Origin of the sequence: Micromonospora sp. NPDC049559 (genome assembly GCF_040676675.1) — a bacterium.
Taxonomy (GTDB): Bacteria; Actinomycetota; Actinomycetes; order Mycobacteriales; family Micromonosporaceae; genus JBFAPK01.
Map to the genome: position 1 here is coordinate 246,162 of NZ_JBFAPK010000005.1, position 15,798 is coordinate 261,959.

General features: G+C 72.9%; 16 protein-coding genes. 5 read left to right on the forward strand and 11 right to left on the reverse strand.

Annotated features, from left to right (window positions below):
• Positions 1-2: 2 nt before the first annotated feature.
• Genes AB0J86_RS09920 through AB0J86_RS09935 form a run of 4 tightly spaced genes read right to left on the reverse strand, consistent with a single transcriptional unit; the run spans position 3 to position 4,233 of the window.
• Complete coding sequence (locus tag AB0J86_RS09920; protein ID WP_363855287.1) at positions 3-1,295, reverse strand: sugar ABC transporter substrate-binding protein; 1,293 nt, start codon at positions 1,293-1,295, stop codon at positions 3-5.
• A gap of 47 nt (positions 1,296-1,342) precedes the next feature.
• Positions 1,343-2,182 carry a carbohydrate ABC transporter permease gene (locus tag AB0J86_RS09925; RefSeq protein ID WP_363855290.1) on the reverse strand — a complete coding sequence of 280 codons (840 nt, stop codon included), beginning with the start codon at positions 2,180-2,182 and terminating at the stop codon, positions 1,343-1,345.
• Positions 2,183-3,118, reverse strand: a complete 936-nt coding sequence (locus AB0J86_RS09930; RefSeq protein ID WP_363855293.1) for a sugar ABC transporter permease — start codon at positions 3,116-3,118, stop codon at positions 2,183-2,185. It lies immediately after the preceding gene.
• Positions 3,115-4,233 carry a LacI family DNA-binding transcriptional regulator gene (locus tag AB0J86_RS09935; protein ID WP_363855296.1) on the reverse strand — a complete coding sequence of 373 codons (1,119 nt, stop codon included), beginning with the start codon at positions 4,231-4,233 and terminating at the stop codon, positions 3,115-3,117. The genes AB0J86_RS09930 and AB0J86_RS09935 overlap by 4 nt, the downstream gene beginning before the upstream one ends.
• 182 nt (positions 4,234-4,415) lie before the next feature.
• On the opposite strand from AB0J86_RS09935, the gene AB0J86_RS09940 reads away from it, so the two are divergent.
• Complete coding sequence (locus AB0J86_RS09940) at positions 4,416-5,144, forward strand: hypothetical protein (RefSeq protein ID WP_363855299.1); 729 nt, start codon at positions 4,416-4,418, stop codon at positions 5,142-5,144.
• Here the strand turns inward: AB0J86_RS09940 and AB0J86_RS09945 are convergent.
• Genes AB0J86_RS09945 through AB0J86_RS09955 form a run of 3 tightly spaced genes read right to left on the reverse strand, consistent with a single transcriptional unit; the run spans position 5,061 to position 7,340 of the window.
• Complete coding sequence (locus AB0J86_RS09945) at positions 5,061-5,804, reverse strand: hypothetical protein (RefSeq protein WP_363855302.1); 744 nt, start codon at positions 5,802-5,804, stop codon at positions 5,061-5,063. The genes AB0J86_RS09940 and AB0J86_RS09945 overlap by 84 nt on opposite strands.
• Complete coding sequence (locus tag AB0J86_RS09950) at positions 5,804-7,021, reverse strand: putative T7SS-secreted protein (protein WP_363855305.1); 1,218 nt, start codon at positions 7,019-7,021, stop codon at positions 5,804-5,806. The genes AB0J86_RS09945 and AB0J86_RS09950 overlap by 1 nt, the downstream gene beginning before the upstream one ends.
• 1 nt (position 7,022) lies before the next feature.
• A complete protein-coding gene (locus tag AB0J86_RS09955; RefSeq protein ID WP_363855308.1) occupies positions 7,023-7,340 on the reverse strand; it encodes a hypothetical protein in 318 nt (105 codons plus the stop codon).
• Positions 7,341-7,538: 198 nt separating this feature from the next.
• On the opposite strand from AB0J86_RS09955, the gene AB0J86_RS09960 reads away from it, so the two are divergent.
• Positions 7,539-8,219, forward strand: coding sequence for an NADPH-dependent F420 reductase (locus AB0J86_RS09960; RefSeq protein ID WP_363855309.1), 681 nt, complete (start codon positions 7,539-7,541; stop codon positions 8,217-8,219).
• A 28-nt stretch (positions 8,220-8,247) separates the two neighbouring features.
• On the opposite strand, the gene AB0J86_RS09965 is transcribed toward AB0J86_RS09960, so the two are convergent.
• From AB0J86_RS09965 to AB0J86_RS09975, 3 genes are all read right to left on the reverse strand, one after another.
• Positions 8,248-8,649: a YccF domain-containing protein gene (locus AB0J86_RS09965; protein WP_363855312.1), complete on the reverse strand. Its 402-nt coding sequence runs from the start codon at positions 8,647-8,649 to the stop codon at positions 8,248-8,250.
• Between the two features lie 74 nt (positions 8,650-8,723).
• Positions 8,724-9,887, reverse strand: coding sequence for an alanine--tRNA ligase-related protein (locus tag AB0J86_RS09970; RefSeq protein WP_363855315.1), 1,164 nt, complete (start codon positions 9,885-9,887; stop codon positions 8,724-8,726).
• 268 nt (positions 9,888-10,155) lie between these two features.
• Positions 10,156-11,061 (reverse strand): ribokinase, encoded by a 906-nt coding sequence (locus AB0J86_RS09975; protein WP_363855318.1) that lies wholly within the window; start codon positions 11,059-11,061, stop codon positions 10,156-10,158.
• A gap of 252 nt (positions 11,062-11,313) precedes the next feature.
• Here AB0J86_RS09975 and AB0J86_RS09980 point away from each other — a divergent pair, with 252 nt between their 5' ends.
• Positions 11,314-12,294 (forward strand): LLM class flavin-dependent oxidoreductase, encoded by a 981-nt coding sequence (locus AB0J86_RS09980; protein WP_363855321.1) that lies wholly within the window; start codon positions 11,314-11,316, stop codon positions 12,292-12,294.
• Positions 12,295-12,498: 204 nt separating this feature from the next.
• Here the strand turns inward: AB0J86_RS09980 and AB0J86_RS09985 are convergent, their stop codons facing one another.
• On the reverse strand, positions 12,499-13,449 hold the full coding sequence (locus AB0J86_RS09985; protein ID WP_363855323.1) for an ABC transporter ATP-binding protein: 951 nt from the start codon (positions 13,447-13,449) through the stop codon (positions 12,499-12,501).
• Between the two features lie 140 nt (positions 13,450-13,589).
• Here AB0J86_RS09985 and AB0J86_RS09990 point away from each other — a divergent pair, with 140 nt between their 5' ends.
• Both AB0J86_RS09990 and AB0J86_RS09995 read left to right on the forward strand, forming a co-directional pair.
• Positions 13,590-14,672, forward strand: coding sequence for an ATP-binding cassette domain-containing protein (locus tag AB0J86_RS09990; RefSeq protein WP_363855326.1), 1,083 nt, complete (start codon positions 13,590-13,592; stop codon positions 14,670-14,672).
• Positions 14,669-15,685 carry an ABC transporter permease gene (locus tag AB0J86_RS09995; protein WP_363855328.1) on the forward strand — a complete coding sequence of 339 codons (1,017 nt, stop codon included), beginning with the start codon at positions 14,669-14,671 and terminating at the stop codon, positions 15,683-15,685. Before AB0J86_RS09990 ends, AB0J86_RS09995 begins: the two co-directional genes overlap by 4 nt.
• Positions 15,686-15,798 lie beyond the last annotated feature (113 nt).

Sequence of the window (15,798 nt, forward strand, 5' to 3'; positions counted from 1 at the left end):
GACTACCTCAGGACCTGCTTCCCACCGTCGACCAGCTGGGTACCGAGCTGGTCGATCGAGATCTTGTTGGCGAAGTACTGCTGGAGCGCCGGGGTGGCGTACTTGGTCTTCCACTCCGGGTAGGCGTCCAGCTTCTGGAACGGGGCCACGGTCAGGTCCTTGGCGCTGTCCGCGGCGACGTCCCAGCCCTGCTTGCCGCCGGTCGACTTCACCAGCTCGGCGTTGGCCTGCGTACCGGTCGGCACCAGCCAGTCGCCGTGGGCGAGGATCGCCATGTTGGTCGGGTTGAGGAAGTACTCCAGGAACTGCGCCGCCTGCTTCTGGTGCTTCGAGTCCGCCGAGATCGACAGCGTCTGCGGGTTGGCGGCCTGGTTGGCCGAGGTGCCCTTGATCGGCGGCAGGGTCACCCAGTCGAAGCCGGCCGGGGCCTGCTCCACCATCTGCTGCCGCAGCGAGACCGAGCCGGGGATCATCGCGTACTTGCCGGCGAAGAAGCCGGGCAGGGTGTCCGCGCCGCTCATGCCGAGCGCGTCCGGCGCGGCGCTCTTGTCGGTGTAGAGCATGTCGTGGATGCGCTTGGGGACCTCGCGCTCGGGGGCGCCGACGCGTACCTCGGTCTTGCCCCCGTCGGTGTAGAAGTACTTGCCGTCGAAGTTGAGCGCCAGGTTCATCACCCGGTTGGTCGGGGACTTCAGCGCCCACGCCGCCCCGTACCGGCCGGGCCCGGTCAGTTTCTTCGCGTTGGCCTGGAACTCGTCCCAGGTCCAGCCGCCGTCGGCCGGCGGTACGGCGATGTTGGCCGCGTCGAGCAGCTTCTTGTTGGCGATGACGACCTGCGACTCCAGCAGGAACGGCGCCCCGGTGACCTTGCCGTCGAAGGTGGCGGTGTCCCAGATGCCCTTGTCGATCTGGTCCTTGAAGCTGTCGGAGAGCAGAGAAGAAAGGTCGGCGAGGTAGCCCTGCTTGCTGAACTCACCGATCGAGGCCGCCTCGTAGTGGATGATGTCCGGCGCGTCGCCGCCCTCGAACGAGGTCAGCAACTGGTCGTGTACGGAGTTCCAGTCGCCCTGGACGTACTCCACCTGGATGTCCGGGTGGTCGGCGTTCCACTTGGCGACCAGGTCCTTGTTGGCCTGGAGCGACTCCTTCTGCCAGGCGAGGCTGAGGAAACGCAGCTTGACCGGTCCGGAGCTGTCGCCGGAGTCGCCCCCGCCGCACGCGGCGAGGGTGCTCAGCCCGACGACGCCCGCCACCGCCGCGGCGGCGAGTCTGCGGTCGAATCTCGGTAGACGCACCTGTGGTGCCTCCTCTACTGGTGGGGGTGGGTGGTGGGTGGGACGGATCAGCCCTTGACGGCGCCGGCCAGCGACCCGGAGGAGAGCCGGCGCTGCATGACGGCGAAGAAGACCAGGCTCGGCAGGGTGGCGAGCAGCGAGCCCGCCGCGAGCGGCCCGAGCCGGGCCGTGCCCTCGATGCCGACGAACCGGGCCAGGGCCACGGGCAGCGTCGCCAGCTCGGGCGTCTTGATCAGTACGAGGGCGAAGAAGAACTCGTTCCAGGCGGAGATGAACGAGAAGAGCGCGGTGGCGACCAGCCCGGGTGCGAGCAGCGGGAAGACCACCCGACGCAGCACCTGCAGCCGGGTGGCGCCGTCGACCGAGGCGGCCTCCTCCAACTCGCGCGGGATGTTGCGGACGAAGCCCTGCAGCATCCAGAGCGCGAACGGCAGCGCCCAGACCACGTAGATCAGGATCAGCCCGGCGTGCGTGTTGGCGAGCCCCGCCTGCCGCAGCACCAGGAAGATCGGGATGATCAGCAGTACGAACGGGAAGAGCTGGGAGAGCAGCACCCAGCCCAGCGCCACCGTGCCGAGCCGGGTGCGGAACCGGGCCAGCGCGTACGCCGCCGGCGTGGCGACCAGCACGGTCAGCACCGCCGAGGCGAGCGAGACCTGGAGGCTGTTCCAGGCCGCCCGGCCGAGGTTCTGCTCGGTGAAGGCCTGGACGAAGTTCGACAGGGTCGGGTGCACCGGTATCAGGGTCGGGTGCAGCTTGACCAGCTCGCGCGGGGGCTTGAACGAGGTGGAGAGCAACCAGACCAGGGGAAAGGCCAGGAAGACCAGGTACGCCAGCAGGGCCAGGTACTGCAACGCCCGGCCCAGCCGGCTCGGCTTGCCGTACATCTAGTTCGCCTCCCGGAGCCGGCGGCGCAGGTACACCGCGAGCAGGGCCACAATGATCAGGACCATGGCGTTGCCGAGCGCCGCCGCGTAGCCGTAGTTGCCGTAGCGGAACGCCTCCTCGTACGCGAAGAGCATCGGCAGCATGGTCCGGCCGCCCGGCCCACCGTTGGTGAGCACGTAGACCAGCCCGAACGAGTTGAAGTTCCAGATGAAGTCCAGCGACGTGATCGCCACGATCACCGGGGCGAGCGCCGGCAGGGTCACCCCGCGGAAGCGCTGCCAGGTGCCGGCGCCGTCCACGGCGGCGGCCTCGTGCAGCTCGCGCGGCACCCCCTGCAACCCCGCCAGCAGTACGACCGCGGTCTGCGGCAGCCCGGCCCAGACGCCGACGATGATCACTGCGGGGAGCGCGGTGCCGAAGTCGCCGAGCCAGTTGGTCCGCAGCGCGTCCGCGCCGAGCCGGTGCAGCAGCTCGTTGAGCAGCCCGGCGTCGGGGTGGTAGACGAGCCGCCAGAGGATGCCGACCACCACGGGCGGCATCGCCCAGGGCACGACGGCCAGCACCCGGGCCACCCCACGGAACCGCAGCTGCTGGTTGAGCAGCAGCGCCAGCCCGAGGGCGAGCAGGAACTGGAGCGCGGTCACCCCGAACGCCCAGACCAGTCCGATCCGGAACGACCCCCAGAAGAGCGAGTCGTGCAGCATCTCCCGGTAGTTCTCCAGCCCGGTGAAGCTGATCGTGACGTTGCGTCCGGCGCGGGCGTCGGTGAAGCCGAGGTAGATGCCGCGCAGCAGCGGGAAGACCGAGAGCACCACCACGGGCAGCAGCGACGGGAGCAGCAGCAGGTAGACCGTCGTACGGTCGGAGCGCGCCCGCCCCCGCCCACCCGGCCGGCGGGACGGTGCCTCGGGACGCGGCTCGGTCAGCGTGGTCACGGCAGCACCTCCCGCACGGAAACCGGCGCCGGCGGGGTGGGCGGCGTGCCGCCGGGGTGCGCGGGCGCGGGGACGTGCCGCACTACCGCCCCGGGGCGGCTCGACGCGCGCACGGCGAGGCTCGGCGCGACGTGCTCGCGGCGCGGCGGCAGCGACGGGTCGGCGATCCGCTCCAGCAGCAGCTCGGCGGCGCGGCGACCACGGGCGGCCGAGCCCAGCGAAACGCTGGAGAGCTGCGGGAAGGCCATCTGGGCCAGCTCGGTGTCGTCCATGCCGACCAGTGCCACCTCCTCGGGTACCCGGCGCCCGGCGCTGAGCAGCGCGTGCAGGGCACCGACGGCGATCAGGTCGTTGGCGCAGAGCAGCGCGTCCGGGTCGGCCCGCGCGATCAGCCGGGCGGCGGCGTCCCGCCCGGCCGCGTACTGGAAGTCGCCGACCTCGACCAGCCGCTCGTCGAGGGCGACGCCGTGGCGGGCGAGCGCGGCCCGGAAGCCGGCGTCGCGGACGGCGCCCGGCACGGTGTCCAGCGGCCCGTTGACGAAGCCGATCCGCCGCCGGCCCGCCGCGACCAGGTGGTCCACGGCGAGCGCCACGCCGGCGGCGGAGTCGGTACGGACGTTGTCGACCGGCGCCTCCTCGGGCAGTTGCCCGACCACGACCACCGGTACCGGGCTGTCGACCAGCGCGCCGAGGTGCGCGTCGGTGATCCGGATCGGGGAGAGGATCATCCCGTCCACGTACCGGTGGGCGAGCCGGCGCAGCAGGTCGGTCTCGTTCGCCACCTGTCCGCCGGTCGCGTGCACCAGCAGTTGCCGGCCCGAGGAGGCCACCACGGCCTCGATGGCGCGCATCATCGCCACGTAGACCGGGTTGCCGATGTCGGCGACCGCGAGCGCGACGAGGCCGGTGCGCTGGGACTGGAGCGAGCGCGCGATGGCGTTCGGCACGTACCCGACCTCGGCCGCCGCCTCGCGGACCTTGCGGACCGTCTCGGCGCTGCCGCCGCGCCCGTTCAGTACCCGGGAGGCGGAGGCGATGGAGACGCCGGCCCGGGCGGCGACGGTGTGCACCGTCGGCCGGCCGTCGACCGGGGGTTGTAAACGTTTACGACCCACCTACCGCACCTCCGCCTCGGACTTGTAAACGTTTCCGGGGAGTCTGCCCCCGCCGCGCCGACCCGTCAAGAACCCGTTACGAAACCGTTTCGTACCTGGTCACGTGCGGTCCCGCACTCCGGCGACCCGACCACCGCGATCGCGCCGAGCGGGGCTGGCCGGTGTGCCGCACACTTGCCTACATGCCGCTGCCCCTGCCGCACCCCGCCGTGCTCGTCGACCTCACCCGCCTCGCCGTCGGTCAGGCCACCGGTACGGCCGCCGCGCTCGCCGCCGCACCGGCGCGCGCCCTCGGGCTGCTCGACGGGGCCGAGGCGCTGCTCGCGCGGATCACCGCCGCCGTCGAGCGGGTCGAGGCCGTGCTGGACCGGGCCGAGACGGTGGTGGGGCGGGCCGAGGCGGCCGTCACCCGCACCGAGCGGGTGCTCGACGAGGCCGAGGACGCGGTACGTCAGGTCGGGGTAATCAGCGCGGCGGCGACCGTCGCGATCGAACAGGCCACCCGGGTCGCGACCGGCGCCGAGGCCGTGGTCGCCGACGCCGGCCGGATCACGGGGGACGCGGCCACCGCGATGGCGCGCGCCGAGGCGGTCACCGCCACCGCCGACGAGCTGCTCACCGCGTACGGCGCGACGCTGCTGCGCGCCGCCCCGATGGCGGGCCGCTTCGTCGAGCAGCTCTCGGCCGAGGAGGTCGACGCGGCGATCCGGCTCATCGACGAGCTGCCGAAGCTGACCGAGCACGTCACCTCGGACGTACTGCCGATCCTGGCCACCCTCGACCGGGTCGGCCCGGACATCCACGAGCTGCTGGAGGTGACCCGGGAGCTACGGCTGGCGGTCGCCGGCATCCCCGGGCTCAAGCTGCTGGCCCGCCGCGGCGACCGGCTGACCGAGTCCGACCAGGGCTGACCCGCGGGCCGAGTCCGGGCCGGCCAGTGGCGCCGGCCCGGGCCGCTCGAACCGGATGCTACGCAGGACCGAGACCATGACCTGGCAGTACTCCGCCCAGTCCGCGAGGCTCGGGGTCGTCAGGCGCAGGACCAGCAGGTACGGCACGTCGGGAACAGGCACGACCGCCTGGGCGTACGCGACCGGTACGACGGCCGGCTCCGGCCGCCCGCCGAACCGTGTCGGGACCGGCGCGCTGAAACCGGCCACCACCACCACCGCCGGGCCGCACGGCAGGAGACGCCGCTCCACCCGGTACCGGCCGGCCTCGCGTTCGTACCGCGCGGCGATCCGCTTCGCGGCGAGGTCCGCGTCCAGCCGATCGCCGGGTTCCAGGGCGGCCAGCAGGGACGACATGCTGGCCCGGCCGTCGGCCACCAGGTAGCTGAACCCGTGGTAGAGCACGGGCTTGCGGCTCAGCTCGACCGCCTGCCGGTCGCAGAGCATGGCCAGGGCCCGGTGCGCATCGGGGCCTCCCTCGGGTAGGACCCGGGCGGCGAGCGCGAACAGGGCCGCGCGGCGCTCGTCCGGGTCGCGGTGCGTGGGCACCGCGTGGAACCAGGAGGGTACGGCGATCCTGACGCGGGGCGGCGCGGGCGGCTCCTCGCTGGTCGGGAGCACTAGGGCGCCACCGCCTGCTTCGCCTCCCTCAGCCGTTCCGCCGCCTCCTGCTCGGCCGCGCTGTTCTCCTCCGCGCCCAGGCTCCATGCCTGCTCCATCGCGGCCGGGATGTTCCACCAGCCGTCCCGCCAGTAGTCGTCGCCGTGCTGGGCGATGTCCTCCTGCTGCATCGAGTTCGCGCCCGACTGCCAGGGCCCGTCCACAATCGCCTCGTGTACGGCACGACCTACGTCATCGAGCCCTTCGATGGCCGGCTCCAGCTGCTTCCCGACGCCGACCATCGCGACCCCGGCGACGTCGAAGACCAAATCCTTCGCGGAGACGTCGCCGCCGAACGACGCGGCGACGGTGTGCAGACCGAGGGCGCCGAACCCCGAGAGCGAGCTGGCACCCAGGCCGCCGGCGCCGGCCGTGATGAGCGCCGCACCCACCGGCGTGCCGACCCCGGTGAAGACGAGCACGCCACCGGCACCGATGCTGAGCAGCGACAGGAGCCCGCTGCCCATGGCGATGTCGCCGGCGACATCGCCCAGATTGGCGATCTGGTTGGCGTGCCTCGTCATCCAGTTCCCGGCCGCCTCGAACGGCGCGCTCACGTCGTCCAGGAGTTCCCGGAGCAACCCGGGGTCGGTGGCGAGCTCGGCCAACTCGGCCAGCTTCCGCGCGGCTTCCCCCGACAGTTCCTCGTGATATCCCTTCAGGACAGTGGCGTCCGCGACGATGTCCTCGTACGCCTGTTGTGCCGCCCGCAGCCGGCGGGCCGCGGCATCGGCCTCCGCCTGAGCGCCCGGGGTCAGGGCGTTGACGAGCTGGCCGACGAGGCTCAGCGCCGGATCGTTCTCGGCCGCCGCCAGTCTCTTCCTGGCCTCCGCGGCGTCCTTTTCGCAGGAGGCGGCCTTGGCCTGCAGCGCGGCGAGATCCCGCTCCCACCGCTCCAGCACGTCCGCGGCGCTGTTCATCGCGTGGGCCGCCTGGTCCAGCCGCTTCGGGAAGCCGTAAACGCGGGTGCGGAAGCCCTCGGCGGCGCGGCCCTCCCAGCCGCCGATCCCCCCGGCCACCGCGTTGACTTCGATCTTGGCATCCCCCAGCTGCGCGGCGGCATTCCTCAGCGCCGCCGCGAAGGCCGAGACCTCCTCGGGACTTCCGGGCGCCGGGTCGAAGCCCAGGGTGGGGTACTTGTCGGGGCCGAGGCCGAGGCTCGCGAGCAGGCTCGACACGTCAGTTCCCCTTCGGGGTCAGGTCGGGCTCCGGCACGCCCTTGAGGTACTGGACGCTGTCGAGGTCGGACTGCCGGTACAGGTCGGCGGTCGTCGACAGCTTGTGCCGCACGCCCCGTAGCGCCGCCGCCAAGTTGTCGAGCGTGCCGCCCCACCGGTCGACGAAATCCTCGGCGGCGCCCTCCAGCTCCCCCGAACCGAGGCCACCCGTGTCTTCCGAGTCGAGCCGCTGGCGGGCGGCGACGACATGGCCTTCAGCGCCCTGGATCCGCGCCCCTGTGGAGAGCAAAGTGTCGATCTGTACCTGGAACCCGTTCAACCCCGTCCACCTTCGTGCGAATTTCGAGACACCCTACGGCATATTGATCGACTCACCGGTGCTCCGAGCCGGCGCGGCTCGTCGCCCACCGACGGAGACGCACGCCGAACCACCGGCGTCGAGGAGCCGGGCCGCCCGGCCGTCGGTACGGCGGGAATACGCCGGTGTCGGCGCGAAGTTCCCGCGATTATGTCTGTTATGACGACTATCGGACTCATCGGCAGTGGACACATCGGCGGGACCGTCGCACGGCTGGCCGTCGCCGCCGGCTACGACGTGGTGCTGAGCAATTCTCGCGGGCCGGAGACGCTCGCCGACCTCGTGGCCGAGCTGGGCCCCCGGGCCAGGGCGGGCACGCCGACCGAGGCGGCGACCGCCGGGGACCTGGTCGTGGTGAGCATCCCGCTGCGGGCGTACCGCGACGTCCCCGTCGAACCGCTCGCGGGCAAGCCCGTCATCGACACCAACAACTACTACCCCTCGCGGGACGGGCACATCGCCGAGCTGGACGACGATTCCACCACCAGCAGCGAACTGCTCCAGCGGCACCTGCCCGACGCGCACGTGGTGAAGGGCTTCAACAACATCAACTTTCGGCACCTCGCCGAGCTGAGCCGCCCGCCCGGCGACCCCGGGCGCAGCGCGCTCGCGATCGCCGGCGACGACGAGCAGGCCAAGGCGCTCGTGACCGAGTTCCTCGACACGATCGGCTACGACACCGTCGACGCCGGCCCGCTCGCCGAGGGCTGGCGCTTCCAGCCCGGCACCCCCGCGTACGGGCGGCCGTACGGGAGCAGCCAGGACGACTTCATGCAGTCGCCCGGGGCGCCGGTGCCCGACACGCAGCTGCGGGCGGTGCTGCGCGAGGCCCGACGCTAGGCGAGCCGTCGCCCCGGCCGCGGCCCGTTCAGCGGGCCGCGGCCGGCAGCTCGTCCAGCTCCACGACCTCGCGGCCGAGCGGCCAGAACGCGGCCGGTACCAGCTTGAAGTTGGCGATGCCGAACGGAATACCGATGATCGACACGCAGAGCCCGATCCCCGCGACGACGTGCATCAGCGCCAGCCACCAGCCGGCGAGCACCACCCAGAGGACGTTGCCGACGGCCGACCCGAACCCGGCACCGGGCTTCGGCACCAGGGTCCGCCCGAACGGCCACAGCGAGTAGTACGCCAGCCGCAGCGACGCCACCCCGAACGGGATCGTGACGACCAGTACGAAACAGATCAGGGCCGCGATGCCGTAGCCGATCGCGAGCACGATGCCGCTGCCGAAGACCAGCCAGAGCAGGTTGAGGATGAACCGCACCATGCCTCCCATCGTGCAACCGTCGATCAAGCGACCTACCTTCCGGCCGCTACAGCGGCGTGCGAGCCGTCCTTCGGCTAGAGCGCGTCGACCAGCTCGCGCGGTAGGCCGTGCGTGTCGTGCAGGTACCGGTAGTCCTCGTCGGTCAACGGACCACGGGACCGGGACCGGTACCGGGAGACGATCGGCCCGCCGCGCCGCAGCAGGCCCCGGAACCGCCGCTCCTCCGCCAGCAGAAGGTCCCGCAGCTCGCCCACGTCCGCGCGCTGCCCGAACCGGTCCAGCGTCCGCTCGACCGGCTCGGTCGGCAGGTCGCCCAGGCTTCGCGCCGGGTCGGCCCGCCACAGCTCGGTGAGGACCAGGCGCAGCAGGCGGCGCAGCACGTAGCCCCGGCCCGTGTTCGACGGGCGCACCCCGTCGCCGACGACCACCACGCTCGACCGGAGGTGGTCGCAGACCCGGCGCAGCGCCTCCCCGTCCAGGCCCCACAGGCCCGTGACGCCGCGGACCCACGGCTCGAACGCCTCCCCCTCGAAGACCGAACCGTTGCCCCGCAACACCATCTCCATCCGCTCCAGGCCCATCCCGGTGTCCACGTTGGGCTGCCGCAGCGGCTCCAGCCGGCCGTCGTCGTACCGGTGGTAGCGCATCTGGACGTGGTTCCAGACCTCCAGCCAGCGCCCGTCGGTGCCGGGCGTGCCGCGCGGCGGGCCGTCACCGGTCCAGACGAAGATCTCCGAGTCCGGCCCGCACGGGCCCGTCGGGCCGTTCGACCACCAGTTCTCCGCCCCGGTCAGCTCCACCGGTACGCCCAGCTCGCGCCAGGTCTCCAGCGACCCGAGGTCCGGGCCGACCCGCTCGTCGCCGCCGAAGACGGTCACGTGCAGCCGGCCCGGGTCGATGCCGAACCCCTCGCGCAGCAGGTCGTACCCCCACCGCAGGCTCCGGGGCCCGTCGTAGTCGCCCAGCGACCACGACCCGAGCATCTGGAAGACGGTCAGGTGGGTGCGGTCACCCACCTCGTCCAGGTCGGTGGTACGCAGGCAGCGCTGGACGTTCACCAGCCGCCGCCCGAAGGGATGGGGCCGCCCCTCCAGGTAGGGCGTCAGGGGGTGCATCCCCGAGGTGGTGAAGAGCACCGGATCCCCGGGCGGCGGGATCAGCGAGTTCTCGGGCACCAGCGCGTGGCCGCGCTCCCGGAAATAGTCGACGAAGGTACGGACGATCTGCTCGGGCGTCATCGGACCGGCCTTTCGGATCATGACGACCGGAGGCGACCCGACGGCGGGGACAGCGCGCCCAGGGCGCAACAAAATGCCGGCGGACCGATATCCGGTCGCCGGCGGGAGAGATCAGAAAGAGATCGGGAGATCAGTCGGCGGCGACCGACGAGCGGGTAGCTCGCGCGGCCGCGGCGGCGGTACGATTGACGATCTCCATGCCTCCACGGTACCCGCCGCGACCGGCGCCGCCCAGCGCTTTACCGGGCCCGCCCCGACCCCGGTCATCCTACGCCGGGTCGCCGGACCGGTAAAGGGCGTCGATCTCGGCCCGCGACGGCAGCGAGACCGAGGCGCCGAGCCGCCGCGCGCAGGCCGCACCCGCCGCGCTCGCCCACCGCACCGCCTCGACCAGGTCCCGCCCCTCGCCCCAGGCGACGGCGAGCGCCGAGGTGAAGGCGTCGCCGGCCCCGGTCGAGTCGACCAACTCCACCTTGAAGGCCGGTACGTGCTGGCACCGCCCGCCACGCTCGCCGTACCAGGCGCCCTCGGCGCCCAGGGTCAACACCGCCCGGGGCACGACGTCGAGCAGCGCCTCCGGGGCCTCCCGACCCTTGCCGCTGATCGCCCGCGCCTCCAGGTCGTTGACGACCAGCAGGTCCACCGCGCCGAGCAGCTCGGCCGGCAACTCCCGGGGCGGCGCCGCGTTGAGCACCACCCGGGTGCCGGCCTCCCGGGCCGCCAGCGCCGCCTGGGTCACCGTCTCGACCGGGATCTCCAGCTGCGCGACCAGCACGTCCGCCGCGCGTACGGCACCCAGCTCCGCCTCGGTCAGCCCCGCGAAGCTCGCGTTCGCGCCCGGCGTCACCACCACCGCGTGCTCGCCGCCGGCGCTGACGGTGACCAGCGCCACCCCGGAGGTGCCGTAGACGACGCGGACGTGTGACATGTCCACCCCGGCCGCGGCGATGCGTGCCTTCAGGGTCACGCCGAACGAGTCCGAGCCGATCGCCCCGAGGAACGTCGCGGCGCCCCCGGCGCGGGCCACGGCGATCGCCTGGTTCGCGCCCTTGCCGCCGGCGACCATGACGAAGTCGGTGCCGAGCACCGTCTCGGCGGATCGGGGCAGCTTCGGCGCCGTCGCGACCAGGTCCATGTTGGCACTGCCCACGACCACCACGCGCGGCCGGTCCACGTCGCCTACCTCCCCGATCTCGGTCGGTCCGAGTCTAAGCCGTGCCCTGCCGATCAATGCCGGCCTGCGTCGGGCCCAGGCGACGACCGGCTGCGTTGTCGATTCGTCCGGATACAACACCGGTATCCGGACGAACCTCCGCCTTGCCTGACCGCCGCCTGAATCCCGCCTCGGCTCGGCATGATCGGCGATGATCCACCGGACGTCGCCGCCGGCGCACCGCGCTCTCGCGCCCATGGCAGGCTGCCCGGCATGGGACACACGCCGATCGGAGTCATGTACCGCTGCGACACCCCGCCCGAGAACCTGCCCGCGTACGCCCGGCTGGTCGAGCGGTTGGGCTACGACGAGCTCTGGGTGGTCGAGGACTGCTTCTTCGCCGGGGCGGTCTCCGCCGCCGCGATCGCCGCCGCCAGCACCGAGAACCTGACCGTCGGCATCGGCATCCTGCCCGCCGCGTTCCGCAACCCGGCCCTGGCGGCGATGGAGGTGGCGAACCTGGTGCGTACCTTTCCCGGCCGTATCCTGCCCGGCTTCGGGCACGGCATGCCCGACTGGGTACGCCAGGTGGGCGCCGACCACCCCTCACCGCTGGCCGTGCTCGGCGAGACGGTCACCGCGGTCCGTGCCCTGCTCGCCGGCGAGACCGTCACGGTCGACGGCCGGTACGCCCGCCTCGCCGGGGTCGCCCTGGAGTTCCCGCCGGCGCAGCCGCCGCCGGTCTACACGGGCGTACGCAACGAGCGGTCGCTGCGCCTCTCCGGCCGGCTGGCCGACGGCACCATTCTGGCCGAGTGCGCCGGACCGGCCCAGATCCGCTGGGCGCGGGGCCTGATCGACGAGGGCCGACGGGAGGCGGGCCGCACCGACCCGCACCGGCTGACCGTCTACACCCACCTGGACCTCGACGCCGCTCCGACCAGCGCGCGGCGCGAGATCGCCGCCCGGCTGCTCGACGGCCCGCCGCTCTCCCCCGCCGACGGGGACCTGGCGGCCGAGATCGCCGCGCTGCTGGCCCGGTCACCCGACCTGGCCGCCCTCGCCGCCGCGCTGCCCGAGCACTACCTGGACCGCTTCGCCGTCGCCGGTACCTCGGACCGCTGCGCCGCCGCCGCGACCGCGCTACTGGAGGCCGGAGCCGACGCACTCGTCCTGATCCCCCCGCGCGACCCCCAGCTCGCGGTCACCCAGATCACCCTCGCCGCCGAGTCCCTACTCCCCCGCCTCCGCTGACCCGACGACAAACGCACACCCGGGCGCGCCGACCGGAGCACCCGCCCGAGGCGTCACCACCGAGGCCGTACACAAACCCAGCCGAAAGGGGCGCGACCAGCCGGCGCACGACGGGGTTGGGGGCGGGATCGCCCACGACGGGATCAAGCCTGACCGCCCAGAGTGGGCGATCCCGCCCCCAACCCCTCAACCGCAACCGAGATCTCAGGCAGCCCGAGCCGCGAACCGATCACCGACCCGCTCGACCGAGAGCGGAATCCCGAACGTCTCCGACAGGTGCTCACCCGTGATCGTCTCGCCGATCAGCCCCTGCGCCACGATCCCGCCGTCCCGCAACAGCAGGGCGTGGGTGAATCCCGGCGGGATCTCCTCGACGTGGTGGGTGACCAGCACCATCGCGGGCGCGTCCGGGTCGCGCGCCAGCCGGGCGAGCCGGCCGACCAGGTCCTCCCGGCCGCCCAGGTCCAGCCCGGCCGCCGGCTCGTCGAGCAGCAGCAGCTCCGGGTCGGTCATCAGCGCGCGGGCGATCTGCACCCGCTTGCGCTCTCCCTCGGAGAGGGTCCCGTACGACCGTTGGGCGAGCGCGCCCGCTCCGAGCTGCTCCAGCAGCCCGGCGGCGCGCGCCTCGTCGATCGGGTCGTAGCTCTCCCGCCAGCGGCCGACGACGGACCACGCGGCGGTCACCACGACGTCGAGGACGCGCTCGTCGGCGGGGATCCGCTCGGCGAGCGCGGCCGTGGTGAGCCCGATCCGGGTACGCAGCTCGTTGACGTCGGTACGGCCGAGCCGCTCGCCGAGCACCCGGGCGGTGCCGGTGGTCGGGTACAGCCGCCCGGAGGCGAGGTTCAGCATGGTGGTCTTGCCGGCCCCGTTCGGACCGAGCACCACCCAGCGTTCGTCCAGCTCCACCCGCCAGCTCACCTGGCGCAAGAGGTGCGTACCGGAGCGGACCACATCGACCCCTGCCAGGTCGATCACCAGATCGTCGTGCACGGGGGCCGGAGTCGGGCCGGCACCAACAACGGCGCCGGACTCGGCGACGACATCGCGGACGAGGTCAGTAGGCACCCGCCCATCCAACCACGCAGCCGCGCCGCGCCCCCCACGGCCGCCGTGCTCCCCGTAGGGTTGGATTCCGTGTCTTTGATCACGCATCGAGCGGCCGTGCGCGGGGCACGCCGGCCCGCTCCCGGTTCCCGGAGCCGTCCCGTGACCGTGCGAACCCGACTCCGGCCGCCCGTGGGCGCCCGGACCAGACGGCGGTGGCGGCTCGGGACGTCGGTGGAGGTCGGGGCGTGACGGCGGTCATCGAGATCGAGGGGCTCCGGAAGAGCTTCGGCACCGGCCGCCGCGGTCGCCACCACGCGCTCGACGGGTTCGACATGCTGGTCGAGTCCGGGCAGGTGCACGGCTTCCTCGGGCCGAACGGCTCCGGCAAGACCACCACCCTGCGTACCCTGCTCGGCCTGGTGCGGGCGGACGCGGGCCGGATGCGGGTGTTCGGCGAACCGGCGCCGGAGCGGCTGCCGGCGGTCGCCGGGCGGATCGGCGCGATCGTGGAGAGTCCGCAGTTCTTCGGCAACTTCACCGCCCGTCGCACGCTGCGGCTGCTCGCGCTCGCCGAGGGGATTCCGAACGGGCGGGTGGACGGCGTCCTCACCCAGGTGGGCCTGCGCGACCGCGCCGAGGAACCGGTGCGGGGCTACTCGCTCGGCATGAAGCAGCGTCTCGCGGTCGCCTCCGCGTTGCTCAAGGAGCCGGAGCTGCTGATACTGGACGAGCCGGCGAACGGGCTCGACCCGGCGGGCATCCGGGAGATGCGCGACCTGGTCCGCGACCTGGCCGCCGTGGGCGTGACGGTGCTGGTCTCCAGTCACATCCTGGCCGAGATCCAGCTGATCTGCGATCACGTGACGATCATTTCGCGGGGACGCCGGGCCGCCAGCGGACCGGTGCACGAGGTGCTGGCCGGGTGGGACCGCAGCGAGTACCAGGTCCGCGTCGACGACCAGGAGCGGGCCGCCGAGCTGCTGGCCGAGGCCGGTCTGCCGGTCACCATCCACCCGGACCACCTCGTCGTCTCGGGCGTCGAGGACGGGGCCCGGGTGACGCAGTTGCTCGGCGCCGCCCAGCTCTGGGTACGCGAACTGCGCCCGCTCAGTCCGGACCTGGAGACGGTCTTCCTCGAGCTGACCGGCACCACGCCGCAGCGCGACGTGCCGCGCCAGGTGGGCGGGTCGGTGCGGCCCGGCGGCGAGGGGCCCGACGTGATCGAGCTGGGCCCGGTGGGCGGCCCGGATCCCCGGGTCGGGGACGGATCCGACGAGCGCGTGGCGGCGGACGCCGCGGCGCGGCACGAAGCGGGGGTCGAGGCGTGAACCTGGTACTGGCCGAACTGCTGCGTCTGGGTGGGCGCCGCTTCGTACAGCTGATGCTGGTGCTGCTGGTCGTCGCGTTCGGGGTGACCATCGCCACCACCATGTCCGGCTCGCACCGGCCCTCCGGGGACGAGCTGCAGCGGGCCGAGCAGCAGGTGCTGGCCTCCTGGCAGCGGGACCGCAGCGCGTACGAGGGCTGCGTCGACGCCAAGATCCGCGGCAACAACGGGGAGGCGCCGGTCGACGGGTCGGAGAGCGGGGCCTATCCGAAGGACTGCGAGAGCATCCGGCCGCTGCGCCGCAGCGTCGCGGACTTCCTGCCGGGGATCTTCGTCTTCGACAAGGAGGTCCGGCCCCTGGTCTACTTCCTGATCGGCTTCCTGGTGCTCTTCGGGTTCCTGGTGGCCGCCTCGTACGTCGGCGCCGACCTCACCTCGGGCGGGATGACGAACCTGCTGCTCTGGCGGCCCCGGCGGCTGCTGGTCCTCGGCACCAAGCTCGGTACGTTGCTGGGCGGGTTGCTGGTCCTGTCGGTGCTCGCCACCGTGGTCTACCTCGCCGCGTTCTGGGCGGTGGCCGAGAGCAACGGCCTGCCCGGCCGGGTGGGGGCGGACTTCTGGCGGTGGCTGTCGCTCAGCGTCGGCCGGGGACTGGTGCTGGTCGTGCTGGCGGCGGTGACCGGTTTCGCGATCGCCACGCTGGGGCGGCACACCGCCGCCGCGCTCGGTGTCGTGGCCGCGTACGCGGTGGTCTGGGAGGCCGGCGCGCGGATCGTCATGGAGATCGTCGGGGTGCACCGGCTCGACCAGTTCATGCTCTCCACCCACGTCAGCGCCTGGATGCAGGGCGAGCTGCGGCTCTGGGACACCACCGAGTGCCTGACCGCCTTCTCCAACAGCTGCGACCCGACGTACACGCTGACCTGGCGGCCGGCGCTGGTGGTGCTGCTCGGCGTGGCCGGCGCGCTGGCGGCGGCCGCGTTCGCCACCTTCCAGCGCCGCGACCTGGCCTGACCGGCGCCGGGTCCCCCTCGCCCGCCCCGTCGTTGCCCAACCTCTCACCGCCGTACGGTCCCGTCCCGGCTGCCGGTGGCGAGGACCATGCCGTCAGGGCCGAACGGCACGCT

Excerpts from the sequence above, each read along its gene's own strand:
- AB0J86_RS09985 (WP_363855323.1), bottom strand. The coding sequence starts at position 13,449 with ATGCGTGATCAAAGACACGGAATCCAACCCTACGGGGAGCACGGCGGC.
- AB0J86_RS09965 (WP_363855312.1), bottom strand. The coding sequence starts at position 8,649 with ATGGTGCGGTTCATCCTCAACCTGCTCTGGCTGGTCTTCGGCAGCGGC.
- AB0J86_RS09980 (WP_363855321.1), top strand. The coding sequence starts at position 11,314 with ATGGGACACACGCCGATCGGAGTCATGTACCGCTGCGACACCCCGCCC.
- AB0J86_RS09925 (WP_363855290.1), bottom strand. The coding sequence starts at position 2,182 with ATGTACGGCAAGCCGAGCCGGCTGGGCCGGGCGTTGCAGTACCTGGCC.
- AB0J86_RS09970 (WP_363855315.1), bottom strand. The coding sequence starts at position 9,887 with ATGACGCCCGAGCAGATCGTCCGTACCTTCGTCGACTATTTCCGGGAG.
- AB0J86_RS09940 (WP_363855299.1), top strand. The coding sequence starts at position 4,416 with ATGCCGCTGCCCCTGCCGCACCCCGCCGTGCTCGTCGACCTCACCCGC.
- AB0J86_RS09960 (WP_363855309.1), top strand. The coding sequence starts at position 7,539 with ATGACGACTATCGGACTCATCGGCAGTGGACACATCGGCGGGACCGTC.